Annotated in this window: 25 protein-coding genes; 16 read left to right on the forward strand and 9 right to left on the reverse strand. The window is 64.9% G+C overall.

From position 1 onward, the window contains the following. Positions 1–150 precede the first annotated feature (150 nt). Together M9H71_RS12445 and M9H71_RS12450 are read right to left on the reverse strand one after the other, a co-directional pair. Complete coding sequence (locus M9H71_RS12445) at positions 151–654, reverse strand: response regulator (RefSeq protein ID WP_455405309.1); 504 nt, start codon at positions 652–654, stop codon at positions 151–153. A gap of 175 nt (positions 655–829) precedes the next feature. After that, positions 830–3181, reverse strand: coding sequence for a phosphoketolase family protein (locus tag M9H71_RS12450; protein WP_455405310.1), 2352 nt, complete (start codon positions 3179–3181; stop codon positions 830–832). A 389-nt stretch (positions 3182–3570) separates the two neighbouring features. Here M9H71_RS12450 and M9H71_RS12455 point away from each other — a divergent pair, with 389 nt between their 5' ends. After that, entirely contained in the window at positions 3571–4221 is a 651-nt protein-coding gene (locus M9H71_RS12455) for a BON domain-containing protein (RefSeq protein ID WP_455405311.1), read from the forward strand. 45 nt (positions 4222–4266) lie between these two features. Here the strand turns inward: M9H71_RS12455 and M9H71_RS12460 are convergent, their stop codons facing one another. Both M9H71_RS12460 and M9H71_RS12465 read right to left on the reverse strand, forming a co-directional pair. Further along, positions 4267–5706 carry a protein kinase domain-containing protein gene (locus M9H71_RS12460; protein ID WP_455405312.1) on the reverse strand — a complete coding sequence of 480 codons (1440 nt, stop codon included), beginning with the start codon at positions 5704–5706 and terminating at the stop codon, positions 4267–4269. A 3-nt stretch (positions 5707–5709) separates the two neighbouring features. Next, positions 5710–6450, reverse strand: coding sequence for a metallophosphoesterase family protein (locus M9H71_RS12465; RefSeq protein WP_455405313.1), 741 nt, complete (start codon positions 6448–6450; stop codon positions 5710–5712). Between the two features lie 220 nt (positions 6451–6670). Here M9H71_RS12465 and M9H71_RS12470 point away from each other — a divergent pair, with 220 nt between their 5' ends. From M9H71_RS12470 to M9H71_RS12505, 8 genes are all read left to right on the forward strand, one after another. Further along, positions 6671–7099, forward strand: a complete 429-nt coding sequence (locus tag M9H71_RS12470) for a hypothetical protein (RefSeq protein ID WP_455405314.1) — start codon at positions 6671–6673, stop codon at positions 7097–7099. Positions 7100–7258: 159 nt separating this feature from the next. Further along, positions 7259–8959 (forward strand): magnesium-protoporphyrin IX monomethyl ester anaerobic oxidative cyclase, encoded by a 1701-nt coding sequence (bchE, locus tag M9H71_RS12475; protein ID WP_455405315.1) that lies wholly within the window; start codon positions 7259–7261, stop codon positions 8957–8959. Then, the gene (gene bchJ / locus M9H71_RS12480; RefSeq protein WP_455405316.1) at positions 8931–9641 is read left to right on the forward strand and encodes a bacteriochlorophyll 4-vinyl reductase; all 711 of its coding nucleotides are present in this window, start codon (positions 8931–8933) and stop codon (positions 9639–9641) included. Before bchE ends, bchJ begins: the two co-directional genes overlap by 29 nt. A gap of 29 nt (positions 9642–9670) precedes the next feature. Further along, positions 9671–11020 (forward strand): oxygen-independent coproporphyrinogen III oxidase, encoded by a 1350-nt coding sequence (hemN, locus tag M9H71_RS12485; RefSeq protein ID WP_455405317.1) that lies wholly within the window; start codon positions 9671–9673, stop codon positions 11018–11020. A 253-nt stretch (positions 11021–11273) separates the two neighbouring features. Then, complete coding sequence (locus tag M9H71_RS12490) at positions 11274–11576, forward strand: preprotein translocase subunit YajC (RefSeq protein WP_455405318.1); 303 nt, start codon at positions 11274–11276, stop codon at positions 11574–11576. A gap of 152 nt (positions 11577–11728) precedes the next feature. Then, entirely contained in the window at positions 11729–12271 is a 543-nt protein-coding gene (locus M9H71_RS12495) for a VOC family protein (protein ID WP_455405319.1), read from the forward strand. Between the two features lie 26 nt (positions 12272–12297). Next, positions 12298–13149 (forward strand): 3,4-dihydroxyphenylacetate 2,3-dioxygenase, encoded by an 852-nt coding sequence (gene hpaD / locus M9H71_RS12500; RefSeq protein WP_455405320.1) that lies wholly within the window; start codon positions 12298–12300, stop codon positions 13147–13149. Positions 13150–13252: 103 nt separating this feature from the next. Beyond that, entirely contained in the window at positions 13253–13939 is a 687-nt protein-coding gene (locus M9H71_RS12505; RefSeq protein ID WP_455405321.1) for a hypothetical protein, read from the forward strand. Between the two features lie 30 nt (positions 13940–13969). On the opposite strand, the gene M9H71_RS12510 is transcribed toward M9H71_RS12505, so the two are convergent. Beyond that, on the reverse strand, positions 13970–14245 hold the full coding sequence (locus M9H71_RS12510) for a metal-sensitive transcriptional regulator (RefSeq protein WP_011157220.1): 276 nt from the start codon (positions 14243–14245) through the stop codon (positions 13970–13972). A gap of 51 nt (positions 14246–14296) precedes the next feature. Between M9H71_RS12510 and M9H71_RS12515 the strand changes: the two genes are divergently transcribed. Further along, positions 14297–17200 carry a heavy metal translocating P-type ATPase gene (locus M9H71_RS12515; protein WP_455405322.1) on the forward strand — a complete coding sequence of 968 codons (2904 nt, stop codon included), beginning with the start codon at positions 14297–14299 and terminating at the stop codon, positions 17198–17200. Positions 17201–17340: 140 nt separating this feature from the next. Then, positions 17341–17928 carry a hemerythrin domain-containing protein gene (locus M9H71_RS12520; RefSeq protein WP_455405323.1) on the forward strand — a complete coding sequence of 196 codons (588 nt, stop codon included), beginning with the start codon at positions 17341–17343 and terminating at the stop codon, positions 17926–17928. 69 nt (positions 17929–17997) lie between these two features. Here the strand turns inward: M9H71_RS12520 and queD are convergent, their stop codons facing one another. Further along, positions 17998–18360, reverse strand: coding sequence for a 6-carboxytetrahydropterin synthase QueD (queD, locus tag M9H71_RS12525; RefSeq protein ID WP_164606468.1), 363 nt, complete (start codon positions 18358–18360; stop codon positions 17998–18000). A gap of 211 nt (positions 18361–18571) precedes the next feature. Further along, on the reverse strand, positions 18572–18784 hold the full coding sequence (locus M9H71_RS12530; RefSeq protein WP_455405324.1) for a hypothetical protein: 213 nt from the start codon (positions 18782–18784) through the stop codon (positions 18572–18574). A gap of 372 nt (positions 18785–19156) precedes the next feature. On the opposite strand from M9H71_RS12530, the gene M9H71_RS12535 reads away from it, so the two are divergent. Beyond that, a complete protein-coding gene (locus M9H71_RS12535; protein ID WP_455405325.1) occupies positions 19157–20371 on the forward strand; it encodes a GGDEF domain-containing protein in 1215 nt (404 codons plus the stop codon). A 32-nt stretch (positions 20372–20403) separates the two neighbouring features. Here M9H71_RS12535 and M9H71_RS12540 read toward each other — a convergent pair whose 3' ends face one another. After that, the gene (locus M9H71_RS12540; RefSeq protein ID WP_455405326.1) at positions 20404–21099 is read right to left on the reverse strand and encodes an urease accessory protein UreH domain-containing protein; all 696 of its coding nucleotides are present in this window, start codon (positions 21097–21099) and stop codon (positions 20404–20406) included. A 102-nt stretch (positions 21100–21201) separates the two neighbouring features. Between M9H71_RS12540 and M9H71_RS12545 the strand changes: the two genes are divergently transcribed. The 3 genes from M9H71_RS12545 to M9H71_RS12555 all read left to right on the forward strand — a co-directional run bounded on the left by M9H71_RS12545 (position 21202) and on the right by M9H71_RS12555 (position 24168). Continuing rightward, the gene (locus M9H71_RS12545; RefSeq protein WP_455405327.1) at positions 21202–22410 is read left to right on the forward strand and encodes an ABC transporter substrate-binding protein; all 1209 of its coding nucleotides are present in this window, start codon (positions 21202–21204) and stop codon (positions 22408–22410) included. Between the two features lie 205 nt (positions 22411–22615). Beyond that, positions 22616–23629 carry an aldo/keto reductase gene (locus M9H71_RS12550; protein ID WP_455405328.1) on the forward strand — a complete coding sequence of 338 codons (1014 nt, stop codon included), beginning with the start codon at positions 22616–22618 and terminating at the stop codon, positions 23627–23629. Positions 23630–23769: 140 nt separating this feature from the next. After that, positions 23770–24168 (forward strand): translational machinery protein, encoded by a 399-nt coding sequence (locus M9H71_RS12555; RefSeq protein ID WP_455405329.1) that lies wholly within the window; start codon positions 23770–23772, stop codon positions 24166–24168. Positions 24169–24458: 290 nt separating this feature from the next. Here M9H71_RS12555 and M9H71_RS12560 read toward each other — a convergent pair whose 3' ends face one another. Beyond that, positions 24459–25073 (reverse strand): TetR/AcrR family transcriptional regulator, encoded by a 615-nt coding sequence (locus tag M9H71_RS12560; protein WP_455405330.1) that lies wholly within the window; start codon positions 25071–25073, stop codon positions 24459–24461. Positions 25074–25121: 48 nt separating this feature from the next. Here M9H71_RS12560 and M9H71_RS12565 point away from each other — a divergent pair, with 48 nt between their 5' ends. Next, a complete protein-coding gene (locus tag M9H71_RS12565; protein WP_455405331.1) occupies positions 25122–25970 on the forward strand; it encodes an oxidoreductase in 849 nt (282 codons plus the stop codon). The last annotated feature ends 72 nt before the right edge of the window (positions 25971–26042 follow it).

The following is a 26042-nucleotide window of genomic DNA, read 5'->3' on the forward strand; positions in this document are numbered from 1 at the left end:
TGAATGATCATCGACATTCGATCGCTGCGAACGCGGGGCCGGCGACGCGCACAAGCGCGCCAGATCCAACGCGCCGTCGTTCGTGTCTCGCCTGGCGGATATTGCGTGCACGAGCGGCGCCTGACCGGCGGCCACACCACGCCGGCGTGCTCAGCCGTTGCACTCGAAGCGGGGCCCGCACACTTCGCCCCAGGAATGCACGATCGGCAAGCCGGCCACCGTGCTGCGCAGATTGGCGAGCGAAATTCGCAGCGCGGCGAGGTCGATCGGCTTCGGGAAGCTCTGCAAAAGCTCCATGCCGAGCGATCTGGCGAGATCGCGCGAGGCGCGGCGATGTTGCGAATTCATGCCGCTGATGACGATCATCGGGCCATCGTATTTGACCGCCGCCATCGCACGCATCACGTCGGCGCCGTCGCCATCTTCGAGCTTCAGATCCAGTGTGATGCAGTCGAAATGCTTGACCCGGACCAGCGCCGTGCCCTCGGCACAGGACTCTGCATGGGTCACCATGTAGCCGGCCTTCTCGGCCGCACCGGCGATCAGCATGCGTTGCGTGGCATCGTCGTCGACGACAAGCAGATCGAGCAGTCCGAGCACCTTGTCGGTTTGCGGGGCGACCTGCTCCCCGACGGGCCGTTGATCGCTGCGCATCGCTCGGTCCTCCCCGATCCTCCGATCGCCGAGCGATAGCGGATCTGCTGCAACCTACGGTTAATACGATAGCTCAACGACCCGCGATCGCAGTTCTGCCTGCGCGGGTGGTTGACGGCTGCTTGACCGGACCGGCGCAATTATCAGGATCGCGCCGGCCCGGTTCGTGAGCGGATCAGGCCGACCAGCGCCAGTCGCGCACTTCCGGCATGTCGTCGCCGTGCTCGCCGACATACAGCTTGTGGCGCTGGATCGTCGCCCAGTAGCGCGCGGTCGCGGCGTCACGCTGGTCGGCTAGCCGCGGAACGCGCAGGATCGCGTCGAGCGCCAGCCGATAACGATCGAGATCGTTCAGCACCACCATGTCGAACGGTGTCGTGGTGGTGCCCTCCTCCTTGTAGCCGCGGACGTGGATGTTGGCGTGGTTGCGGCGGCGGTAGGTCAGCCGGTGGATCAGCCAGGGATAACCGTGGAAGGCGAAGATCACCGGCTTGTCGGTGGTGAACAGCTCGTCGAAGCGGCGATCGTCCATGCCGTGCGGATGCTCGGAGCTCGGCTGCAGCACCATCAGATCGACCACGTTGACGACGCGGATCTTGATGTCCGGTACGTACTGGCGCAGCAGCGTCACCGCCGCCAGCGTCTCCACCGTCGGCACGTCGCCGGCACAGGCCATCACCACGTCGGGCTCGCCCTCGTCGCTGGCCCAATGCCAGATCCCGGCTCCTGTGGTGCAGTGCCGAACGGCGGCGTCGATGTCGAGCCACTGCCACCCCGGCTGCTTGCCGGCGACGATCAGATTGACGTAGTTGCGGCTGCGCAGGCAGTGGTCGGCCACCGACAGCAGACAGTTGGCATCCGGCGGCAGATAGATCCGCACCACGTTCGCCTTCTTGTTGGCGACGTGATCGATGAAGCCGGGATCCTGGTGCGAGAAGCCGTTGTGATCCTGGCGCCAGACGTGCGACGTCAACAGATAGTTCAGTGACGCGATCGGCTTGCGCCACGGAATCGTCGCGCACGCCTTCAGCCATTTGGCGTGCTGATTGAACATCGAGTCGATGATGTGGATGAACGCCTCGTAGCACGAGAAGAAGCCGTGGCGTCCGGTCAGCAGATATCCTTCGAGCCAGCCCTGGCACAGATGCTCGCTGAGCACCTCCATCACACGGCCGTCGGGGCCGAGATTGACGTCGACGTCCTCGATCGCCGCCATCCACTCCTTCGGCGAGACCTGCAGCACCGCGTCGAGCCGGTTCGACGCGGTCTCGTCCGGACCGAACAGCCGGAAGTTCTCGCTCTCGAGGCTGTTCTTCATCACGTCGCGCAGGAACGTGCCGAGCACCCGCGTTGCTTCCGCCTTGAGCGCGCCGGGCGCGCTCAGCGTCACCGCGTAGTCGTGGAAATCGGGCAGCGACAACGGCTCCAGTAGCTCGCCGCCATTGGCGTGCGGATTGGCGCTCATCCGGCGGCGGCCGGTCGGCGCCAGCGCCTGCAGCTCGTCGCGCAGCTTGCCGGTGGCGTCGAACAGCTCTTCGGGGCGATAGCTGCGCATCCAGTCTTCGAGCAGCGTCAGATGTTCGGGGCTCTTGAAGTCGGCGATCGGCACCTGATGGGCGCGCCAGGTGCCCTCGACCGGTTTGCCGTCGACGTGCTTCGGACCGGTCCAGCCCTTCGGCGTGCGCAGCACGATCATCGGCCAGCGCGGCCGCTCGGTCGCCCCGTGATGGCGCGCTTTGTCTTGAATGTCCTTGATCTCGCCGAGCACGCGCTCCAGCGTCGCAGCCAGCGTCTGATGCACCACCGCCGGATCGTCGCCCTCGACGAAGTGAGGCTCGTAGCCATAGCCGCGCATCAGATCGGTCAGCTCTTGCGGCGCGATCCGCGCCAGCACCGTGGGATTGGCGATCTTGAAGCCGTTCAGATGCAGGATCGGCAGCACCGCGCCGTCGCGCGCCGGGTTGAGGAACTTGTTGGAGTGCCAGCTCGTCGCCAGCGCGCCGGTCTCGGCTTCACCGTCGCCGACCACGCAGGCCACGATCAGATTCGGATTGTCGAACGCGGCACCGAAGGCATGCGCCAGCGAGTAGCCGAGTTCACCGCCCTCGTGAATCGAGCCGGGCGTTTCCGGCGAGACGTGGCTCGGCACACCGTGCGGCCAGGAGAACTGCCGGAACAACCGTTGCATGCCGTTGCGGCTACGCTCGATCGCCGGATAGCGCTCGGTGTAGGTGCCCTCCAAGTAAGCGTTGGCGACGATGCCCGGGCCGCCGTGGCCGGGTCCGATTATGTAGATCATGTCGAGATCGTGCTCGGTGATCAGCCGATTGAGGTGCACGTAGAGCAGATTGAGTCCCGGGGTCGTGCCCCAGTGCCCGAGCAGGCGCGGCTTGATGTGTTCGAGCTGCAGCTTCTGATCGAGCAGCGGATTGTCCTGCAGATAGATCTGTCCGACCGACAGATAGTTGGCGGCGCGCCAATAGGCGTCCATCTTCTGCAACAGATCGTTGGACAACACGTCGGACATCATCATCTCCAGATTATCGGGCAGGTATGCGCCGGATTGGCGCTGGTGCGGGGACTTGCCCCGCAGGCGGGTTTGCTTCCACGTCGTCTCGGTGCGGCGCGCCCCCGCGCACGGCGATGATGGACGCAAACAATGTCAGCATTGCGTGACATAGTCATGCGCGAACGCTACGCAATGTGAGCGTTCCTGCAGCAACCGTCGCGACGATCGCTTCGCGCGCATGCGAGACATGCACCGACCTCGAACAGCGTGCTGCAGCGGACGAACCGGCACGATATTTGATGCGGATCAATCGCGGCGGTGTCTCGTTGTTGATTCTGATCAATGTGATTGCAGGACGAGACACCAAGATGCCGCGCGTCAGCGTAGCGGTACTCTCGAGGCCACGAATGTCCGAGTCCCAGCTTCGTCAAAACATCCTTGACGAGTTCGAATTCGATCCGAGCTTCAACAGCGGCCACGTCAAGGTTGCTGTCGAGAGCGGCAGAGTGATCCTCAGCGGTCACGTCATCAGCTATGCCGAGAAGGTCGCTGCGGTCGCGGCGACGCGTCGCGTCAAGGGCGTGCACGCCATCGTCGATCACATCGAAGTCCGCTATCCGTTCCATCGAACCGCGGACGATCAGATCGCGCAGCGGGCCTGCGATCTGCTGGAGTGGAATGTGCTGGTGCCCGCCAGCTCGATCGAGGTGCAGGTCGAGAACGGCTGGCTGACGCTGAGCGGAACGGTCGACTGGCACTTCGAGCGAGCCGCCGCAGAGGACGACGTCCGCAAACTCGCCGGCGTGATGGGCGTCACCAACAATATCGTCATCAACAATCCGCTGGCCGATCATTCGTGCATCCGTGCCAAGATCGAGTCGGCGCTTCGCCGCCACGCCGAGATCGGATCGAAGAGCATCCGCGTCACGGTGAAGAACGGCAACATCGTGATCCTGGAAGGCCGGGTCGACACCTGGGACGAACGCCGCGCAGCGCAAAATGCCGCATGGTCGACCCCTGGCGTAGCAGCGGTCGATGACCGTCTGATGATCAACTGATTTGGGCTGTGCGAAGCTGAGCGTCTCGCGCTTCCCAACGCGGGATCACGCCTCTTGCGCCGCCGGTCGGGGCGCGTTGCGCGGCGGCGCCGGCTGCGCTTCGCGCACAATGGTCACGGTGCAGCTCGCTTCGCTCGCGACCTTGGCCGAGACGCTGCCGAGCAGCGAGCGCAGCACCGAGCTGCGCCGCGCGCCGATCAGGATGTGATCGACGCGGCTGGCCTGGGCGAATTCCAGAATCGCCGACGCCGGATCGACCGCTTCGAGCACATGCACGGTGAGACGATCGTCTTCGAGCTTCAGCGGCTCGGCCCAATGCCTGAGCTGCACCAGTCGATCGACGTGCTTGTTATGGCCGTGTTCGTCGAGCGTGCGGTCGATCGTCATGCGGCCGAGCTTGAGGACGTTGAGGCAGGCGAGCCGCGCCGACGGCAGGGTGGCGAGGATACGAGAGGCGGTGACGCGGAGCGCCTCGTTGAGTGCCGGCGAGCCTTCGGCGACGTCGATCGCCACCGCCACGATCGGCGCCGATGCCAGATGCGCCGCCATCGACTCGACCGCGCGCGGCCGGGTCAGCTCCTTGTTGAAGCGCCGCCGCAACACGGTGCGCAGCGGATCGTGCTTCAGCTTCTCGGAACGCGTGGTCAGCTTCACCTCGGCCGGATGGGTGAGATCGAACACGAGCTGCGCCGCGGTCGGGTAGCGCCACGCCGGCTCGATCTCCAGGCAGCGCAACACGATCTCCTGCAGCCACGGCGGATAGTCGGGCCGCAGCTTGCGTGGCGGATGCGGATCGCGCCACAGCCGCCGGCGCATGCCGTACATCGTCTCGGTCTCGCCGAACGGCCGCACGCCGGTGGTAAAAAAATACAGCAGCACGCCGAGCGCAAACAGATCGCTGCGCGGCTCGTCGCGCACGCCGAGCAGCCGCTCCGGCGCCATATAGGGCGCGGTGCCGAACGGCAGGCGGAATTCCTCCTGCATCAGGTCGGGCAACTGATCGCTGCAGGCCAGTCCCATGTCGAGCAACACCGCTTCGCCGGTCGGGCGGAACATGATGTTGCTCGGCTTGATGTCGTGATGGATGACGTGCTGGCGATGCAGGTCGGCGATCGCGCCGGCGATCTTGGCGGCGATCGCCACGGCCTCGTCGTAAGGCAGCGGCAGCTCCGGCAGCCGCGCCAGCAGCGGTTCGCCGGCGATCCGCTCCATCACGATGTAGGGATGGCTGGAGAAGTCCTGCATCCCGATGAATTTCGGGACGTGCGGCCCGGACAGCCGCGGCATCAGCATCTGCTCCATCTCGAAGCTGACGATCGCCGCCGGGTCCTCGCCCTCGCCGATCCGAGGCGTCTTCATCACCATCGGCAGCGGGTCGTCGTCGCGGCGCACCTTGAACAGCGTCGCCATGCCGCCGCGATGGATCGCTTCCTCGATGATGAATCCATCGAGCGTCGAGCCGGGCTCGAACGTGGCCTGCTCCATCGTCTAGCGCCCCACCAGCAGGCGATCGGCCAGCCATGGCGGCAGACCGTTGGCCCGAATCCGCTGCGCCGCATCGGCGGCGTCATAGGCGACCCGGCAATAGGTCAGCTCGTGTTTGACGGTGTCGTACAGCGCATAGGCCGCCGCCGGGTTGCCGTCGCGCGGCTGCCCGACCGACCCCAGCACCGCGTGCCACTGCCGCCCCGGCAGCAAATGCACCGGAACGTCGGTGGTCGGCACGAAGGTGGTCATCTTGCCGGTGACCGAGAGCGAATACAGCGCCGGCTTGTGGACGTGACCGCAGAAGGTGACGTGAGCCGACACCGCCTGCATGCTGCGCGAAGCGACCGCGGTGTCGGTGACATAGATCCAGGCGTCGGGCCGGGTCGCTTCCGAATGCACGAACAGCAGGCTGTGCTCCTCGTGGCGCATCGGCAGCTCTGCAAGAAACTTGCGCTGGGCCGAATCGAGCTGCCCGCGCGTCCACTCGATCGCCGCTTCGGCTTCGGCGTTCATCTGCACCCGCGTCTGCCCGATCGCGGCATCGTGATTGCCGAGCACGGCCACCGCGCCGTCCGCCACCAGCTCGCGCACGGTGTCGACAGACCAGTCCGGATCGGCGCCGTAGCCGACGTAATCGCCGAGCAGAGCGACGCGCTCGATGCCGCGCTGACGCGCGTCGGAAAGGCATGCGGTAAACGCCGGCCGATTGGCGTGAATGTCGGCGAATAGCCCCAGCAGCACCGCGCTCCCTCCCACTTGCTCGAGCCCCCGAAAAGGGCAGCTCCCGTTCCTCGTCGCAGCGCCGCCGGCCGTTTCGTATCAGGCTGATTTTGTACGGCGCATCCGGAGTTTACGGCCTGTCTTTGATCGATCGCAACCGCGTTGCACTCGTTGATCCAGCGCAATGGGGCAAGACGGCTTGTGTGAGTATATCGCGCGGTGAGTTGCGTTGGAGGCGATCATGACCGCACCCGGCAAGCCGACAAGAACCGCGCCCATGACCGAAGCTGTCGCCGACGTCGTCAAGGAGTGGGAAGAGATCGCCGGCAGCCCGAGCGAACTGGAAGCCTTCGGTCGGGCGATGGCCAACATGGTCAAGGACCTCGGTCTGTCGCCCGCGGAAGTTCGCGCCCTCGCGACCAAGGGCAGCAGTGCCAAGGAATTGCCCTGCCTGCTCGAAGCGCTGCGGATCAGCATCCGTGCACTCGCGGAAAAGGAACCGATGTTACTGAACGATCTCCGTCGCACCTGCGCGGTCTGCGAGCACAAGCAGGAATGCGACGCCGATATCGCCGCGGGCACGCTGGTGCCCGCCTATCAAAGCTACTGCCTGAACGTCGACACGTTGGACGCGCTTCGGCAGGACGCCAACTTCGTCGCGGAGACGTGACTCCTCACACCTCGACGGTCCTCACGGGCCGCAACCTGTTAGCGGCAGCGGCGCCGATCGCGCGTTGCTGAATACCAAAGCACCATTTCGTTTGATCTGCGTCAAGCATCGTTGACAAACACCATGTCATCGTTTCTTGACAATCATGGGAGAAAGTCAGTGCGCATCCTTCTCATTCACCCGAATTATCATTCCGGTGGCGCAGAGATCGCCGGCCACTGGCCGCCGGCATGGGCCCCCTATCTGGCCGGTGCGCTGAGGGCCAATGGTTTCGACGACATCAAGTTCGTCGATGCGATGACCGAGGATCTCTCCAGTGAAAGTCTCGCCAAGATCATGGCGGACTATCAGCCCGATCTGGTCGGCGCGACCTCGATCACGCCGTCGATCTATGCTGCCGAAGAGGCGCTGAAGATCGCCAAGCAGATCAATCCTAAGGTCGTCACCATGCTCGGCGGCGTGCACGCGACCTTCATGTATCAGCAGGTGCTGAGCGAAGCGCCGTGGGTCGACGTCATCGTCCGCGGCGAAGGCGAAGAGATCGTCGTCGAGCTGGCGCGCGCCGTTGCCTCGGGCAACTGGCCGGCGAACCGCTCCGAGATCAAGGGCCTCGCCTACACCGAGGGCTCCAACGGCGAGAGCCAGATCGTCGCCACCGCCGCAGCGCCGACCGTCAAGGATCTCGACGCCATTAAGCCGGACTGGGGCGTACTGAACTGGAATCTATATCGCTACATTCCGATGAACACCCGCGTGGCGATCCCGAACATGGCGCGCGGCTGCCCGTTCACCTGTTCGTTCTGCTCGCAGTGGAAATTCTGGCGCGACTACCGCGTCCGCGACCCGAAGAAGGTGGTCGACGAGATCCAGGAGCTGGTCGAGAAGTACGACGTCGGCTTCTTCATCCTGGCCGACGAAGAGCCCACCATCAACCGCAAGAAGTTCATCCAGTTCTGCGAGGAGCTGATCGCGCGCGGCCTGAACAAGAAGGTGCAGTGGGGCATCAACACCCGCGTCACCGACATCCTGCGCGACGAGCAGCTCCTGAAGTTCTACAATGAAGCCGGCCTGATGCACGTCTCGCTCGGCACCGAAGCGGCAGCCCAGCTCAAGCTCGACCTGTTCAACAAAGAGACCAAGATCTCCGACAACAAGAAGGCGATCCGCCTGCTCCGCGAAGCCGGAATCGTGGTCGAAGCCCAGTTCATCGTCGGCCTCGACTCCGAGACCCCGGAGACGCTGGAAGAGACCTATCGCATGGCGATGGACTGGAAGCCGGACCTCGCCAACTGGTCGATGTACACCCCATGGCCGTTCACTCCGCTGTTCAAGGAACTGTCGGACAAGGTCGAAGTGTTCGACTTCGCCAAGTACAATTTCGTCACGCCGATCGTGAAGCCGGCGGCGATGGAGCGCGGCGAGCTGCTCGACCGGGTGATGAACAACTATCGCCGGTTCTACATGTACAAGGCGTTCTTCTCGTATCCCTGGTCGGGAACAGGACGCCGGCGCCGCTACCTGCTGGGCTGCCTGAAGGCGTTCCTGAAGGCCGGCTTCGAGCGCAAGTTCTACGATCTCGGCCGGGTCGGCTATTGGGGCCCGCAGTCGAAGAAGAAGGTCGACTTCCACTTCGACACCACCCGCAAGATCTCGCACGCGCAGATGGCGGACTGGGAAGCCAACGCCGACCGCTCGCGCAAGGCGGCCGCCTCTCAGATGGCCATCGTCTCGGCCTGCGGCGGCGGCACCGAGCAGATGCAGGAAACCGAGTGCGATCACGCCCAGGAGAAGCTGGCCGAGACCGTCGCCAGCCGCATGGTGGATACGACCCATGACGCAGGTTCGGCGACCCGTCACTGACGTGGAGACGCATCCGGCTGTGTCCGAGATCGGACCCAACGCCGTCATCCAACTGATCCACGCGCTCGACGCGGCCGGCCTCCAGCCGGCCGCGAAGGAGATCTTCTCCGAGGCGGCGGCGAGCGACTGGCTCGCCGAGCCGCCGTCGGTGATGGTCGACGAACGTCCGGTGGCGGCGATTCATCAGGCGGTGCGGCGCGTTTTGCCACCGCAGCAGGCCGCCGAGATCCTCGCCGACGCTGGGCTTCGTACCGGCGACTATATCCTGGCCAACCGGATTCCGAAGCTGGCTCAGGCCGTGCTGAAGATCATGCCGGCCGCGATCGCCGCCAGAATGCTGACCAAGGCGATCACCGCCCACGCGTGGACCTTCGCCGGTTCCGGCAGATTCTCCGCGCAGACGGGAAAGACGGTGACGTTCGAAATCGCCGCCAATCCGCTGTGCGCCGGCGAACACGCCGATCACAACGTTTGCGTCTGGCACGCCTCCGTATTTCAACGGCTATTCCAGTCTCTGGTGTCGCCCTATACACGGGTCACCGAGACGGCGTGCGGAGCGCACGGCGACGATTGCTGTCGCTTCGTGGCGGACTGGACCTCGATTCCGGACGCCGCCAACATTTACGCCAGCCGACGATCAAAGCCGATCGGAGGTCAGTCAGAAACCCTTTCCGCGCGTTGATCCGCGGGGCGATGAGAGAGATCACGACGATGTCGTCAGCCCTCGACAAATACGCCAAGAGCTCGGTGCCGCGCTACACCAGCTATCCGACCGCGCCGCATTTCGCCAAGGACTTCCCGGAGTCGATCTATCGCGGCTGGCTCGCCCAGCTCGACACCGACGAGCCGATCTCGCTGTATCTGCATGTGCCGTTCTGCAAGCAGATGTGCTGGTATTGCGGCTGCAACATGAAGCTGGCGGCGAAGTACGATCCGGTCGCCGACTACGTCAGCAGCCTGATCGACGAGATCAATCTGGTCGGCGACGCCCTGCCCGGCACCATGCCGGTGCGCCATCTGCATTTCGGCGGCGGCACCCCGACGGTGATCGATCCGCAGGATCTCGGCGCGGTGATGACGCTGCTGCGCGAGCGCTTCGAATTCCTCCCCGACGCCGAAATCGCGATCGAAAGCGATCCGCGCACGCTGACAGAAGACATGGCCGCCAAGATCGGCGAGCTCGGCTTCACCCGCGCCAGCTTCGGCGTGCAGGAGTTCGACCCGAAGGTGCAGGAGGCGATCAACCGCATCCAGCCGCCCGAAATGGTCGCCCGCGCGATGCAGTTGTTCAAGTCGGCCGGCGTCGAACGGATCAACTTCGACCTGATCTATGGCCTGCCCTATCAGACCGCCGAAGATCTGCGCCGCACTGTCGAACAATGCGTCGAGATGAAGCCCGACCGGGTCGCGCTGTTCGGCTACGCCCATGTGCCGTGGGTCGCCAAGAACCAGCGGATGATCCCGGACGACTCGCTACCGAAGTCGGAGCTGCGCGCCACCCAGGCCGAAACCGCGGCCGAGGCGCTGGTCAAGGGGGGCTATGTCCGCATCGGCATCGATCATTTCGCACTGCCCGGCGACTCGCTCGCCATCGCCGCCAAGACCGGTGAGCTGCACCGCAACTTCCAGGGCTACACCTCCGACGCGGCGCAGACTCTGATCGGCCTCGGCGCCACCTCGATCGGGCGCACCCCGAGCGGTTATGTGCAAAACATCAGCGAAACCGGCGCATGGGCCCGCGCGGTCGCGGCCGGCCAAATTCCGGTGGCGCGTGGCCATTCCCTCACCCAGCAGGATAATCTGCGCGCCCATGTGATCGAACGGATCATGTGCGACGGCAAGATCGACCTCGCCGCCGCCGGCAAGGCATTCGGCTACACCGAGGACTGGTACGCGCCGGAGCAGGATTCGCTCGCCGAGCTGCAGCGCGACGGCGCGGTGATCTGCAACGGCAGCAAGCTGACCCTCACGCCGGAAGGCGTCCGGCTATCGCGCGTGGTGGCATCGGTGTTTGATACTTACCTGCGCAACTCGTCGGTCCGGCACTCGATCGCGGTCTGATCGCCCCTACTGATCTACCAATTACGCAAACGCGCGCTTCGGCGCGCGTTTGGCGTTTTGATGCAGCTCAATTGCAAATCCGCTGCCGGGTGGATTATTACCGTCAACGGTAATGGAGCAGGCTTCAGTATCGTTACGGAGCTGCATCTTTAACGGAAACTACCACATCTAGCAGCCTAATCGCCGCGTGGTTCTCCCGTGAGGGTCGGCAACGTCGCAGCCCTCCACGATCGGACCAATCGAGGTACGTGCAATGGCCCACAAACTCAAAGTTACCGACGATATGGTTGCCAAGGCCGCCGCTGCGTTCCGCGCCGCTACCGGCAGCGAAATCTACTGTCTGCGCGCCGCGCTCGAGGCCGCACTCGCCAACGAGACGTTCTCGGTCGGCGACGAAGTCACCACACAGGGCGGCGCCACCGGCATCATCCTGTCGATCAACGGCGACGAAGCCCAGATCTCCTGGTCGTGCCGCGGCAAGACCACGACCAAGCTCTCGGAGCTCGAGCACATCGAGCACGGCGAGTCGGTCCTGGCCGATAACTTCGCCGCCTGATCCCCACTGTCCCGCTCGCGCCGGCCGCTGCCGGCGCCGGCCCTGCCGACCGGCTGGCTGCCGACGGCCGGATCGTTGATCCACGTCAACCTCCCGACGGGGGCGTTTGATCCAATGCGGATCAAACGCACCAAAACAATCGGGAGGACACCATGCAGATCCAACAGATCCATCACGTCGCTTATCGCTGCCAGGACGCCAAGGAAACCGTCGCGTTCTACGGTCGGGTGATGGGGATGGAGCTGATCGGCGCGATCGCCGAGGACAGGGTGCCGTCCACCAAGGCGCCCGATCCCTACATGCACATCTTCCTCGATGCCGGTGCGGGCAACATCCTGGCATTCTTCGAACTGCCGAACTCGCCGCCGATGGGGCGCGATCCGAACACCCCGGACTGGGTCCAGCACATCGCCTTTCAGGTCGATGACGTCGATGCGCTGATGGCGGCGAAGCAGCGCGCCGAGGCCGAAGGGCTCGAGGTGGTTGGTCCGACCGATCACACCATCTTCAAGTCGATCTACTTCCGCGATCCCAGCGGTCACAGGCTGGAAGTCGCGACCTGGACCGCCACGCCGGAACAGCTCTCCCAGATGAAGAGCGTCGCCCACGCCATGGTCGACGAATGGGCGGTGACCAAGAAGCCGCCGCGCCACACCGCCTGGCTGCACCAGAAGGAATTCGCCGAAGCCGAATAGCGCCAGCAGAGATCGGGAGTTGCACGATGGGCAAGCTGGTGCTGGCGGCCAAGGTCAGTCACGTCCCCTCGCTGATGCTGTCGGAGACCTCCGACAGCCCGCTGCGACAAGCGCGCGCCGGCGCGGTCGCAGCGCTACGCGAACTCGGCCACCGCGCCGAACAGCGCGGGGTCACCACCTTCGTGGTGTTCGACACCCATTGGTTGTCGAATTTCGGTTATCACATCAACGCCAATGCGCAGCATCGCGGCTCGTTCACCAGCCACGAAGCGCCGCATATGATCCAGGATCTGCGCTACGACCTGCCGGGCGATCCGGCTCTGGCGCAGGCAATCGCGGCCGAAGCGCAGGGACGCGGGCTCAAGGTGCTCGCGCATCAGGTGCCGACGCTCGGGCTCGAATACGGCACCATCGTGCCGATGCACTATCTCAACGCGAGTGGCTGGGCGAAGGTCGTCTCGATCGCTTCGCCGCTGTTCACCTCGATCGAAGAGAGCCGCATCCTCGGCGAAGCGACCCGCCGCGCGATCGACGCCTCGGACGAGAGGGTCGCGATCCTCGCCTCCGGCTCGCTGTCGCACCGGCTGTGGCCGAACAAGGATCTCGGCCCCGACGCCTGGACCACGATCGCCAGCGAGTTCAACCGCCAGGTCGATTTGCGGGTGCTGCAGCTCTGGCAGGAACGGCGCTATCGGGAATTCACCGCGATGCTTCCGGACTACGCGACCAAGTGCAACGGCGAAGGTGGCATGGCCGATACCGTGATGCTGTTCGCGGCGCTCGGCTGGGACGATTACGCCGGCGAGGCCGAGCAATTGTGCGATTATTTCCCCTCGAGCGGCAGCGGTCAGATCAATGTCGAGTTTCATGTAAGTTAATTTGCAGGTGTATTCGGCCCGCATTACCACAGCGATGCCTTGACAAACCGCTCTGAACCTCGGCGGAATTAGCATAGATGAGCGCCCCAGCCGCGGGACAGGCATGACCGGAGGACGACAGCTCGGAGTGATTCAGTTCGCGGTCCTGATCGGGATCGCGGCGTCGGCGTCGTCTGCCCAGGCGCAGTGGTGGCCGAGCAAAGAACCGGTCGATTATGAGGACTGTGTCGCCAAGGGCGAAGCCCAAGCGACCACGACGGATGCCAAGTCCACGCTGCAATCGCATTGCGACGCCAAATTCGCCGGGCGGCGCAAACCCGGCGGCGGCTACAGCTATTACGATTTCATGCAGAACCGCAGTTTCGACATCGCCGGGCCCAACCCGACGCCGGAGGAACTACGCAAGATCGACGAGGCTTATACGGCGTATCTGGATGAGCGCCGCCGCAAGATGATCGCCGCGGCCTTTGCGGCGAAGCAGCAGCAGATCGCCGCACTCCAGCAGCAGCAACAACAGCAGCAGGCGATCGAGTCGCCGCCGCTCCCCAAGCCGCGGCAGGTGGTGGACAAACCAGCGACCGATAAGCCAAAGGCGCGCGGTGCGGCCGAGCGAGCGAAAGCGCGGGCCGACAAGCGGCGGACCGCGCGTCGGCGCACGCCGGAGCCGCCGCGCTACGCCTGCAGCAGCAACGATCCGGTATCCTGCGGACTGACGCAGCTATCGGCCGGCTTCAGCGCGGTGAAGACCTCGCTGTTCGGCGCATCGACTGCGAATGCCCAACGCCGCTGAGCGCCCGCTTTGCCGCGGGGCTTCGTCCGTTCAGCGACCGGAGCGCTGGATCACGTCCATCAGTTCCGCAATCTTCTGGCGCTGATCGGCCTTGTCACCGCTCGCGATCGCGTGCTCGACGCAATGCGCGACGTGATCCTTCAGCACTTCTTCCTCCACCCGCCGCAACGCGGCGCGGACCGCTGATATCTGGGTGACGATGTCGATGCAGTAGCGCCCCTCCTCCACCATCTTGGAGATTCCGCGCACCTGCCCCTCGATCCTGCCCAGCCGTTTTTGACACGACGCCTTGATGTCCTTGTGCATGTCGGATATATACCCCTACACGGTATGGGTTACAAGCGCCAGGGTGACGCGATGCGCGACGGTGAGCATGCGGGGCACGACGCCCCTGTCAAGAACACGGATTGCTGCGGATCGAAGGGCGCGAGCGCCCCGGCGACCTCGTCCTGTTGCGGCGGGGACGCCAGCGCGGCGACGCCGGCCGCGGCGATCGACCCGATCTGCGGCATGACCGTCGACCCGGCGATCACGGCGCATCGCTTCGATCACGACGGCAAGACCTATTATTTCTGCTGCGGCGGCTGCCGCGATAAGTTTGCGGCCGATCCTACGGGCATTTTGGCCAAGGCGGCGACGCCGTTCACTCTGCCGCCGAAGCCCGCACCGAAGCTGCACCAACTGACCGAGCTGCCGGCCAAATCGTCGTGCTGCGGCGGCCATGGCGACCACGCTCATGATCACGCGCCCGCCAAGGCGGTCGATCCCGTCTGCGGCATGACCGTCGATGTCGCCACCAGCAAGCACAGCCTCGATCACGACGGCACCACCTACCATTTCTGCTGCGGCGGCTGCCGCACCAAGTTCGCGGCCGATCCTGCGCGCTACCTCGTCAAGGCGGACAGTTCGTCGTGCTGCGGCGGGGCGCACGACCACGCCGGTCATGATCACGGCGCGGCCGATGACGACGGCAAGGTGATCGACCCGGTGTGCGGCATGAAGGTCGATCCTGCCACCAGCAAGCATCGCTTCGCCCACCAGGGCACGACCTATCACTTCTGCCGCGAAGCTTGCCAGACCAAGTTCGCCGCCGATCCGGTGTCGTATCTCGACAAGAGCAAAGCCAAGCCGGCCGCGGACGTGCCGGAAGGCACCATCTACACCTGCCCGATGGATCCGCAGATCCGCCAAGTCGGCCCCGGCACCTGCCCGATCTGCGGCATGGCACTGGAGCCGGAGTTGGTGTCGCTCGACGACGCGCCCAATCCCGAGCTCGTCGATATGACGCGGCGGTTCTGGATCGGCCTGGTGCTGGCGCTGCCGGCTGTGGTGCTGGAAATGGGCGGCCATCTCGTCGGCGGTCACGGCCTGATCGATCCGGCGCTGTCGAACTGGATTCAGTTCGTCTCCGCGACGCCCGTCGTGCTGTGGGCCGGCTGGCCGTTCTTCGTGCGCGGCTGGCAGTCCGTCGTGACGCGCAACCTCAACATGTTCACCCTGGTCGCGATGGGCACCGGGGTGGCGTACATCTACAGTCTGGTCGCGACCATCGCGCCACAACTGTTTCCGCCCGCGTTCCGCGGCCATGGCGGCACCGTGTCGGTGTACTTCGAGGCCGCCGCCGTGATCACCGTACTGGTGCTGCTCGGCCAGGTGCTCGAGCTGCGCGCCCGTGAGGCCACCTCCGGCGCCATCAAGGCGCTGCTCGGGCTGGCGCCGAAGACCGCCCGCAAGATCGAGGCCGACGGCAGCGAGAACGAAGTCGAGATCGACAGTCTCAGCGTCGGCGACAGACTGCGCGTCCGTCCCGGCGAGAAGGTGCCGGTCGACGGCACCATCGTCGAAGGCCGGGGCACGCTGGATGAATCGCTGGTCACCGGCGAGTCGATGCCGGTGAGCCGCGAGACCGGCGGCAAGGTGGTGGCCGGCACGCTGAACCAGTCCGGCGGCTTCGTGATGCACGCCGATCAGGTCGGCCGCGACACCATGCTGTCGCGCATCGTGCAGATGGTAGCGCAAGCGCAGCGCTCGCGCGCCCCGATCCAGCGCGTCGCCGATCTCGTCGCCGGCTGGTTCGTGCCGGCAGTGCTGCTCGCCGCGATCGCCGCATTCGCCGCCTGGGCGACGTTCGGTCCGGAGCCGCGGCTGACCTTCGCGCTGGTCGCCGCCGTCAGCGTGCTGATCATCGCCTGCCCGTGCGCGCTCGGGCTCGCGACGCCGATGTCGATCATGGTCGGCGTCGGTCGCGGCGCCCAGGCCGGCGTCCTGATCCGCAACGCCGAGGCGCTGGAGCGGATGGAGAAGATCGACACCCTGGTGATCGACAAGACCGGCACGCTCACCGAAGGCCGGCCCAGCGTGGTGGCGATCGTCACCGCCAATGGCACGGACGAGACCGAGCTGTTGCGGCTCGCCGCCAGCGTCGAGCGCGCCAGTGAGCATCCGCTCGCCGACGCCATCGTCCGCGCCGCCACGGAGCGCGGTCTCGATCTCGCCGACGTCGCCGAATTCGATGCGCCGACCGGCAAGGGCGCGACCGGCAAGGTCGCCGGTCGCACCGTGGTGATCGGCAACCCGGCGTATCTCGCGTCGCTCGGCATCGACACCGCATCGCTCTCGGCGAAAACCGATGAGCTGCGCGGCGACGGCGACACAGTAGTGCAGGTCGCGATCGACGGCCGCCTCGCTGGCCTGTTTGCGATCGCCGATGCGATCAAGCCGTCGACGCCGGATGCGCTGAAGGCGCTCGACGCCGAAGGCATCAAGGTGATCATGCTGACCGGCGACAATCGCGTCACCGCCAGTGCCGTGGCCCGCAAGCTCGGCATCGCCGATGTCGAGGCCGAAGTTCTGCCGGATCAGAAGAGCGCCGTGGTCGCGAAGTTGCGCAGCCAGGGACGCGTCGTCGCGATGGCCGGTGACGGCGTCAACGACGCCCCCGCGCTTGCTGCGGCCGATGTCGGAATCGCGATGGGAACCGGGACCGACGTGGCAATGGAAAGCGCCGGCGTCACGCTCCTCAAAGGCGATCTCGGCGGTATCGTCCGCGCCCGCAAATTGTCGCAGGCGACGATGCGCAACATCCGGCAGAATCTGTTTTTCGCCTTCGTGTACAACTCGGCAGGCATCCCGATCGCCGCCGGCATTCTGTATCCGAGCTTCGGTCTGCTGCTGTCGCCGATCATCGCCGCGGCGGCGATGTCGCTGTCGTCGGTGAGCGTGATCGGCAACGCGCTACGCCTGCGCCGGACTGCGTTGTGACGGAGCGTGGTTGCGACTAAGAGCCGCCTGCGTCCAGTTGATCTAACGCAAGGATCGGCGGTCGATTGGACGTATTTTGCGGTCGCGTAGTTTTGCCGCAGATCGATTCATGTTTGCGGATAGCGACATCGAGGTCGGCCATGTCACGAATCATTGAATTGCTGAACGAAGAGCACCGCAACATCGCGCGCCTGCTCGACGTGCTCGAACAAGAGCTCAGCGTGTTCGATCGCCGCGAGCGCCCCGACTACGAAATTTTCCAGGCGATCATCCAGTACTTCAAGGAGTACCCGGAGGCCTGCCATCATCCGAAGGAAGACGTCGTCTACCGCATCCTCAAGGAGCGCAATCCTGCGGTGGCAGGAACGGTCGGCGACATCGAGAAGGAACACGAGCTGGAAGTCGACCGGCTGGCGAATTTCGCCAAGGTCGTCGACGACGTGCTCGCCGATCAAGAACTGCCGCGCCAGACCTTTCACACTGCCGCGCGCGACTTCATCGAGCACCAGCGCCGTCACATGCTGAAGGAAGAGCAACTGCTGTTCCCCGCCGCGCTCGAAACCCTCACGACCGAAGACTGGGCCAAGATCGACGCGCGGATCGACGACCGCAAAGATCCGATCTTCGACGGCGAGATCGCCAGCAAGTTCCAGAATCTTTATGCGACCATCCTGCGCTGGGAGCAGGAGACCGAGGCCGAGCGCAGCAAGGCACCCGTGCGCGCCTGATCGGCGCCGCGATCCGCGCACATCGTCCGCGGCCAAACCGGATCGGGCGGCCGAAGCGCCGCCCCGAGATCAGTCGTCTTCGCCGGCGTAGTCGGCCCAGCAGTCCGACGTCTCGTACACGCGCACGCCGGAAAGCTGCGGCAGCTCCGGCTTGGTCCGACGCCAGATCCAGACTGCGATGTTCTCCGCGGTCGGGTTCTCCAGCCCCTCGATATCGTTGAGGCAATAATGGTCGAGCCGCTTCAGCAGCGGCCCGAACACCGCCTCGATCTCGAAGAAGTCCAGCACGAACCCGGTGTCCGGATTGACCGGACCGCTGAGTTGCAGCTCGACCCGATAGGAATGCCCGTGCATCCGCTTGCAGCGGTGGGTCTCCGGCACTTTCGGCAAATAATGGGCGGCTTCGAAGCGGAACGCTTGGGTGATCTTCATCGGTTTCGGGGGTTGGGGCGGCGGGCGCCGGCCGGAACGTCGGCGGACCCTATAAGAGCGGCTGCCGCATTTGAAGCCGGCTATGCCCCCAAAACCGCCGCCGGGCAAGCCCGCCGGTCGCAGAGCCGCCCCGCCGAGAGGCGACCATCAAGCCGCCTGCAGTTTCGCCGGCGGCCGGCGGAGGCGCCCTCGCGGGGCGCCTCCGGAGCAGTTACTTCTTGGCCTTCTTGGCTTTCTTCGCCTTCTTGGCCGTCTTCGGTGCCTTCTTCACGGTCTTCTTGGTCGCCTTCTTGGCGGCCTTCTTCGTCGCTTTCTTGGGGGCCTTCTTCGTCGCCTTCTTCGTGACCTTCTTGGCGGCCTTCTTCACCGTCTTGGCCTTCTTGGCCTTAGCGACGGTCTTCGCCTTCTTGGCTTTCTTCGCCATCTCGTCCTCTCGAGCTGATGGATACTAACTCCACACGAGACGGGACCGGGCTCGCCGATCTTGCAACCGCCTCCATTTTGATCCGAACAGATTCGCTGTCGCTTCTATCGGCTAACGAAGATATTTCGCGTTGTTATCCACAATTGTTCTCCCATTCCGCGCATTACTCAACGTTAACGCGAAGTGAACAGCCGCTGTCACGCAATGCTGCGGCGCCGTTCACTGTTTCAAAACCAACTCGTATTTTTGCGAAGCATGATCAGATTCCGTTAAACGCTCGCGGCGCAACCTCCGCTCAACTTTGGGAGTAGTCATGGGCGGACGACAGATAGCAATCGGGGGTTGGGCGACCTCCACCGGGCGGAGGCGCGCATGTTGAGCATGCCGACGCTGTGGATCGTCTTCCTGATCAACTTCATCTCGCTGGGTCTGGTGTGGATCCACGTGACCCGCAGCTACCCGAATTTCACGCCAGCCCGCTACATGACGGCGGCCTGCTTCCTGCTCGCGACCGGTTCATTGGTCGGTATACTGCGCGTGGTGATCAACCTCGAACTGTCGCTGATCACCGCAGGCATCTTGGTGGTGTTCGCCTGCTGTCTGTCGGTGATGGGCATCTACGACTTCTACGGGCGACGGGTCCCGTGGACTCTCACCCTCGTCATCACCGGCGCAACCGCGGTGTCGCTGAGCTTTTTCGTCTTCGTCGTCGACTCGATGACGATGCGGATCGTGGTCTATTCGGTCGCGCAGTTCATCCCCGTCGCCATGACGCTGCCGCTGGTGATGTCCAAGGCGGGACGCCGCAACCCCGGCGCGCGAATGGCAGCGGTGATCGCGAGCCTGATCCTCGCGGTCTATGTCGTGCGCTCGATCGCCGCGCTGATAGGTGTGGGCGGCGAATTGTCGATCGTACACTTCAACGCCTTCCAGGCGGCGCTGGTGCTGGCGCTCGTGTTCCTGTCGATGACATGGAACTTCGCGTTCCTGCTGATGGCGATAGACCGGCTGCGCTCGGAGGTCGAGAACCTGGCGCTGCTCGACGATCTCACCGGGATTTCAAACCGGCGGCATCTGCTGCAGCGGATGTCGGAACAGTGCGCGATCTCGGCGCGGACCGGCGAGCCTTTCGCCGTGCTGGCGATCGACCTCGACGGCTTCAAGGCGATCAACGACGGCCACGGCCATGCTGCAGGCGACGAGTGCCTGCGCCGGTTTTCGAATGTCGCGCAGTCTCGGCTACGTCCCGGCGATCTGCTGGCGCGGGCGGGTGGCGACGAATTCTGCGTGGTGATGCCCGGCACGACGCTGCGCGAAGGCGCGATGATCGCCCGCCACATCCTGGAAGAGAGCCGCGCCGTCTCGGAGCAAGGCAACGCCGAAATCAAGATCGCCGCCTCGATCGGCGTGGCGCAGTGGACCCCGCAGGTCGGCCTTTATCCCGAGCGCTTGATCGCGGCGGCGGATGTCGCACTCTACAACGCCAAGAAACTCGGCAAGGACTGCTACGCCGTGTACGAGCCCGCCCCGGAGCCGCCGGCAGAGACGCAGCTGCCTGCGCCGGCGATTTTGCGCAAGATCGCCTGACGCCGCGCTGGCCTTCGGCGCTTCGCCGCAATTCAGGCGAGCAGCGTCGCGTGGATGGTCGATAGTCCGATCGCAATCGTGAGCACGCCGACCGCACCCTGTAGAACGCGATTAGCCGTTGTCAGCGAGCGCGCCGAGATCACCAGCGGCACCGCGATCACCGCCGACAGAGCCGCCATTCCGACCATCGATCCCAGACCGAACAGCGCGACGTAAAGCAGCCCCTGCACCGGACTCGGCGCCTGCGACACGGTGAGAACCAGGAGCGCCGCAGAGCCGGCCATGCCGTGCATCAATCCGACCAGCAGCGTGCGCCAACGGAAACCATGACCATGGCAATGCGCGGCCGGCGCGTCGTGACTGATCCGGTCGGCGTGACTGTGCAGATGGATGTGGCTGACGCCGTCGCCGTGCTGATGGACATGAACGTGAACCCGGTCGCGCCACAGCCGCCACAGCAGATGGCCACCGAGCCCCACCAGCATGAAGCCGACCGCGCCCTCCAGCGGCTGCGCGATATCCTCGGGGATCGATTGGCCGATCACCAGCGCGATGCCGGCGAACAGGAACAACGTCAGCGTATGACCGAGCCCCCAGGTCAAGCCGTGCTTGACGATATCGGCGACGCCGCTGCGCCGCGCCGCGATCGTCGACACCGCGGCGATGTGATCGACCTCGAGCGCATGCTGCATCCCGAGCAGAAACCCCAACCCCAAAATCGCGAACATCGGTCCCCGGTCGTCATGCCGCCGGTAAATTGCGGTGGCGGCAGAATGGTGTAAGTTTCGTCAACACAACACGGCCGCAGAGCCGGAACAAGGGAGAAACGAATGATCGCCAGATCGATCGCGGCGGCGATGATGACGGCCGCGCTGCTGTCGTCGTCCATCGCCCGCGCGCAAGTCTCCGACGACGTCGTGAAGCTGGGCGTCCTCACCGATATGAACGGCCCCGCCTCGACCCCGACCGGACAGGGCTCTGTCACCGCGGCGCAGATGGCGGTGGACGATTTCGGGGGCACCGTGCTCGGCAAGCCGATCCAGGTGATCGTCGGCGATCACCAGCTCAAGCCGGACATCGGCGCCACGCTGGCGCGTCGCTGGTACGACGTCGAGCAGGTCGATCTGATCCTCGACGTGCCGGTTTCGGCGGTCGGCCTCGCGGTGCAGAACATCGCCAACGAGAAGAAACGGCTGTTCATCACCCAGTCGACCGGCGCGGCCGATTTCCACGGCAAGTTCTGCTCGCCTTACGCGATGCAGTGGGTGTTCGACACCCACGCGCTCGCCGTCGGCACCGCCCAGGAGGTGGTGAAGCGCGGCGGCGACAGTTGGTTCTTCATCACCGACGACTACGCCTTCGGCCAATCGCTTGAGAAGGACGCCGCCGCGATGGTGATCAAGAGCGGCGGCAAGGTACTCGGCTCGGTGCGGCCACCGTTCGCGACCTCGGACGTGTCGTCGTTCGTGCTGCAGGCGCAGGCCTCGAAAGCGAAGATCATCGGCATCGCAGCCGGCCCGCCCAACAACGTCAGCGAGATCAAGACCGGCGGCGAATTCGGCATCTTCAAGGGCGGCCAGCAGATGGCGGCGCTGCTGGCGCTGATCACCGACGTGCATTCGCTCGGCCTGCCCACCGCGCAGGGGCTATTGCTGACGACGTCGTTCTATTGGGACATGGACGACAAGACCCGCGAATGGTCGAAGCGCTATTTCGCGAAGATGAACCGGATGCCGACGATGTGGCAGGCCGGCGTGTACTCGACGACGCTGCATTATCTGCAGGCGGTCAAGGACGCCGGCACCGACGATCCGCTGAAGGTCGCTGCGAAGATGCGTGAGAAGCCGGTCAACGACTTCTTCGCCCGTGGCGGCAAACTGCGCGAGGACGGGCTGATGGTCCACGACCTGATGCTGGTGCAGGTGAAGACTCCGGAGGAATCCAAATATCCGTGGGACTATTACAAGATTCTGGCCCACATCCCCGGCGATGCCGCCTTCGGTCCGCCCGATCCGGCATGTTCGCTGGTGAAGAAGTAGCGGGCACTGACCTCGAAGGCATCGATAGTCTCGATGCCTCTCTTCGTCATTGCGAGCGAAGCGAAGCAATCCAGAGCTCCGTGCATTGAGCTGGATTGCTTCGTCGCTTCGCTCCTCGCAATGACGGCCGCGGGCGGTTATGATCTGAAATGCGCGGGCCGCCGCCTGCATTGCGGCGTCTAAAATGATCTCGAAGGAAAGCCCCATGGACTATCGTTCGCTCGGCCGCAGCGGCCTGAAGGTGTCGCCGCTGTGCCTCGGCACCATGATGTTCGGCGGCGCTACCGACGAGCCGACCTCGGCGCGGATCATCGACAAGGCGCGCGATGCCGGGATCAACTTCATCGACACCGCCGACGTCTATTCAATGGGTACCTCCGAGCAGGTGGTCGGCCGCGCGATCGCGGCGCATCGCGAGCACTGGATCCTCGCCACCAAGCTCGCCAATCCGATGGGCGAGGCCCCGAACCGCGCCGGGCTGTCGCGCCGCCGCGTGATCCAGGCCGCCGATGACAGCCTGCGGCGGCTCGGCACCGACTGGATCGACCTGTACTACCTGCACAAGGAGGACCATTCGACGCCGCTCGACGAGACGGTGCGGGCGATCGGCGACCTGATCCGTGCCGGCAAGATCCGCTATTTCGGCGTTTCGAATTATCGCGCCTGGCGCGTTGCCGAGATCTGCAACATCTGCGACCGCCTCGGCATCGATCGCCCGGTCGTCAGCCAGCCTTACTACAATGCGATGAACCGGATGCCGGAAGTCGAGCATATTCCGGCCTGCGGCTTCTATGGCCTCGGCATCGTGCCGTACTCGCCGCTGGCGCGCGGCGTCCTCACCGGCAAATACGCGCCCGATGCGGAGCCCGACAAAGACAGCCGCGCCGGCCGCGCAGACAAGCGCATGCTGCAGACCGAATGGCGCCCCGAGTCGCTGAAACTCGCGCAGCAGATCCGCGCCCACGCCGAGGCCAAGGGCGCCACCGCCGGCCAGTTCGCGGTCGGCTGGGTGCTGAACAACGCCCTGGTGACCTCGGTGATCGCCGGCCCGCGCACCGAACAGCAGTGGGACGATTACGTCCGGGCGCTCGATTATCGCTTCACCGCCGAGGACGAGGCGCTGATCGACGCGCTGGTGGCGAGCGGTCACCCCTCCACCCCCGGCTATAACGACCCGGCCTATCCGATCGAAGGCCGCCCGGTGCGCCACGCCGGCTGACCGCAGGCTCCCCGCGCGTTTCAGGCCAAAGTTGCGTCCGATCAAGCAGCGCCGCCGGGCCGCGTCGTAGGCTCGCGCCGCCGCGCGGCCGCGCGAACGTCCTTGCCTGCGTGCCGTGCTAGACTCCGGGAGACCGCCCAATGACCAGCCCCCATTTCCACGCCGTGATCTGGATCGACCATCGCGAGGCACGCGTGTTTCACTTCAATCCGGCCGAGGCCGACAAGCTCGTCGTGCACGCCGACCATCCGAACCGGCACGTCCACCATCATCGCGCGGTCGGCTCCGGCCACGAGCCGGTGGACGAGAGTTTCCTCCGTGCCGCGATGGAGGCGATCGCTGACGCCGGCATCGTGCTGATCGTCGGCCCGGCGCAGACCAAGCACGCGCTGGAAAAATACATCGCCGACCACAACCCCGCCCTGAAGGCGAAGATCGCCGCGGTCGAAACCGCCGATCACCCCAGCGACGGCCAGATCGTCGCCCATGCCCGCAAGTACTTCAAAGCCGAAGACCGCACGACCCCGCAGACGCGCTGAGGCGCGGGCTCATCGGCACAGCGCGCGCTGGGACGATCGAGACCGGCCTTGCTAAAATGCGATCTAGGCCGGAAGCAACCCGGCCTAGATCGCGTGCTGCTCCCTCGATCAAGCTCACGAACGCCTCGTCTCAACAAATTAGAATGGCCCCCATTCTACACTTGTTTGTTCCTTGCAAGAGGCTTTGTACCCGGCCTTGGACAGCTAGGCCGAGCTGAGGTCACGGCGCCTAGCCGAAGTCTACGACTTACGAGAGTGGTCGTTTGTCGTCCGACCGCTCCGAGCCTGGATCACCTGATAACTTTCCCGTCCGTGAAGCCAAGCAACAAGGTACTGGCGAGCTCTCGCGCATTCGGCGCAAGCGCCTCATCGGGTAGTTCGCCCGCAGTCCAGAACGACAGCACCCCACGAAAGGCGAAGGCGAGTTGTCCCGGCAAGCATCGTAGCGCCTGATCCCGCCGCGCCGCGATCAGTCCCTCCCCCGCACCCAGCGCAAGTGTCCAGAGCGCTGTCGAGCGCGCCCAGACCTGTCCGGGCGACGCACTGGCGGTACCAAGCCAGCCCATCACCGCGCGGTTGACCTTCGGCTCCTCCAGCATCACGGCAGCCGCCGTATCGATCGCCAGCAGGACGCGCTCGGTGGCGGCCGTCAGCGGCGGCGCCGCGACAAAGCGGCTTTCCATCGTATCGATCCGATGTGCGGAGAGCGTTTGCATGATCGCTGCCTTGCTGCCGAACTGGTTGAATGGAGTCGCAAAGCTGACGCCGGCCTCGGCAGCGAGGTCGCGCATCGAGAAATCGGCTTTGCCGTCGCGCAGCAGCCGTTCGGCAGCATCGATGACGCGCTGACGAAGCGGCTCGCCCCTGACGCCGGTGGAAGAGGGTTTGATCTTGCCATGTGCCATGCCGGCATCTATATCATGATATAAATATTCTTCAACACGGAGCTATCCATGGCGAGCGTTCCTTCGAAGACTTTCCTCATCACCGGTGTCAGCTCGGGCTTGGGCCGCGCGTTTGCCGAAGGCGCGCTGCAGGCCGGCCATCGGGTGATCGGCACGGTGCGGCGGACCGGCGACGCCGAGGCCTTTGCCGCGCAAGCTCCTGGCCGCGCTCACCCGCTGATGCTCGACGTCACCGATTTCGACGCCGTCCCGGCGGCTGTGGCGGATGCCGAGCGGCAAGTCGGCGTCATCGACGTACTGGTGAACAATGCCGGATATGGTCATGAGGGCGTGCTGGAGGAATCCTCCATGGATGCACTCCAGCGTCAGTTCGCGGCCAACGTCTTTGGCCCCGTGGCGATGATCAAGGCGGTGCTGCCCGGGATGCGCAAACGGCGCCGCGGCCATATCGTCAACGTCACCTCCATGGGCGGCTTCATCACCATGCCGGGAATCACCTTTTACTGCGGCAGCAAGTTCGCTCTGGAAGGCATTTCGGAAGCGCTTGGCAAGGAATTGGCGGGTTTCGGGATCCGGGTTACCGCGCTCGCGCCGGGTCAGTTCCGCACGGACTGGGCCGGCCGATCCATGGACCGCACGCCGCGCAGCATTGCCGACTATGACGCAGTCATGGATCCGATCCGCGCCGCCCGGCAGGCCAAGAGCGGCAACCAGCCCGGCGACCCGGCAAAAGCCGCGCAGGCCCTGCTCGCGCTGGTGGAAGCTCAGAATCCGCCAACCCGTCTGTTCCTGGGCGAGGACGCGCTGGGGCTGGTCGAACAGAAGCTCGAGACAATGAAGATCGAACTCGACGCTTGGAATGCGCTCTCGCGTTCGACCAGCTTCGAGACGGCTTGACCGGTCTGCCGGGCATATCAGCATGCCCGGCAGCAGCGGCGAACGCCGCACAGGTCGATCTATGTTGCCGGC

The sequence above is a fragment of the Rhodopseudomonas parapalustris genome, from assembly GCF_053772255.1.

Bases quoted from the DNA above. Each gene is read 5' to 3' on its own strand.
- M9H71_RS12540 (WP_455405326.1), bottom strand. From the start codon at position 21,099: ATGTTCGCGATTTTGGGGTTGGGGTTTCTGCTCGGGATGCAGCATGCG.
- M9H71_RS12445 (WP_455405309.1), bottom strand. From the start codon at position 654: ATGCGCAGCGATCAACGGCCCGTCGGGGAGCAGGTCGCCCCGCAAACC.
- M9H71_RS12565 (WP_455405331.1), top strand. From the start codon at position 25,122: ATGGCGAGCGTTCCTTCGAAGACTTTCCTCATCACCGGTGTCAGCTCG.
- M9H71_RS12535 (WP_455405325.1), top strand. From the start codon at position 19,157: ATGTTGAGCATGCCGACGCTGTGGATCGTCTTCCTGATCAACTTCATC.
- M9H71_RS12495 (WP_455405319.1), top strand. From the start codon at position 11,729: ATGCAGATCCAACAGATCCATCACGTCGCTTATCGCTGCCAGGACGCC.
- M9H71_RS12490 (WP_455405318.1), top strand. From the start codon at position 11,274: ATGGCCCACAAACTCAAAGTTACCGACGATATGGTTGCCAAGGCCGCC.
- M9H71_RS12450 (WP_455405310.1), bottom strand. From the start codon at position 3,181: ATGTCCGACGTGTTGTCCAACGATCTGTTGCAGAAGATGGACGCCTAT.
- M9H71_RS12455 (WP_455405311.1), top strand. From the start codon at position 3,571: ATGTCCGAGTCCCAGCTTCGTCAAAACATCCTTGACGAGTTCGAATTC.
- M9H71_RS12530 (WP_455405324.1), bottom strand. From the start codon at position 18,784: ATGGCGAAGAAAGCCAAGAAGGCGAAGACCGTCGCTAAGGCCAAGAAG.
- M9H71_RS12550 (WP_455405328.1), top strand. From the start codon at position 22,616: ATGGACTATCGTTCGCTCGGCCGCAGCGGCCTGAAGGTGTCGCCGCTG.
- hpaD (WP_455405320.1), top strand. From the start codon at position 12,298: ATGGGCAAGCTGGTGCTGGCGGCCAAGGTCAGTCACGTCCCCTCGCTG.
- M9H71_RS12560 (WP_455405330.1), bottom strand. From the start codon at position 25,073: ATGGCACATGGCAAGATCAAACCCTCTTCCACCGGCGTCAGGGGCGAG.
- queD (WP_164606468.1), bottom strand. From the start codon at position 18,360: ATGAAGATCACCCAAGCGTTCCGCTTCGAAGCCGCCCATTATTTGCCG.
- M9H71_RS12470 (WP_455405314.1), top strand. From the start codon at position 6,671: ATGACCGCACCCGGCAAGCCGACAAGAACCGCGCCCATGACCGAAGCT.
- M9H71_RS12555 (WP_455405329.1), top strand. From the start codon at position 23,770: ATGACCAGCCCCCATTTCCACGCCGTGATCTGGATCGACCATCGCGAG.
- M9H71_RS12510 (WP_011157220.1), bottom strand. From the start codon at position 14,245: ATGCACAAGGACATCAAGGCGTCGTGTCAAAAACGGCTGGGCAGGATC.
- bchJ (WP_455405316.1), top strand. From the start codon at position 8,931: ATGACGCAGGTTCGGCGACCCGTCACTGACGTGGAGACGCATCCGGCT.
- M9H71_RS12545 (WP_455405327.1), top strand. From the start codon at position 21,202: ATGATCGCCAGATCGATCGCGGCGGCGATGATGACGGCCGCGCTGCTG.
- M9H71_RS12520 (WP_455405323.1), top strand. From the start codon at position 17,341: ATGTCACGAATCATTGAATTGCTGAACGAAGAGCACCGCAACATCGCG.
- M9H71_RS12515 (WP_455405322.1), top strand. From the start codon at position 14,297: ATGCGCGACGGTGAGCATGCGGGGCACGACGCCCCTGTCAAGAACACG.
- M9H71_RS12505 (WP_455405321.1), top strand. From the start codon at position 13,253: ATGACCGGAGGACGACAGCTCGGAGTGATTCAGTTCGCGGTCCTGATC.
- M9H71_RS12460 (WP_455405312.1), bottom strand. From the start codon at position 5,706: ATGGAGCAGGCCACGTTCGAGCCCGGCTCGACGCTCGATGGATTCATC.
- hemN (WP_455405317.1), top strand. From the start codon at position 9,671: ATGTCGTCAGCCCTCGACAAATACGCCAAGAGCTCGGTGCCGCGCTAC.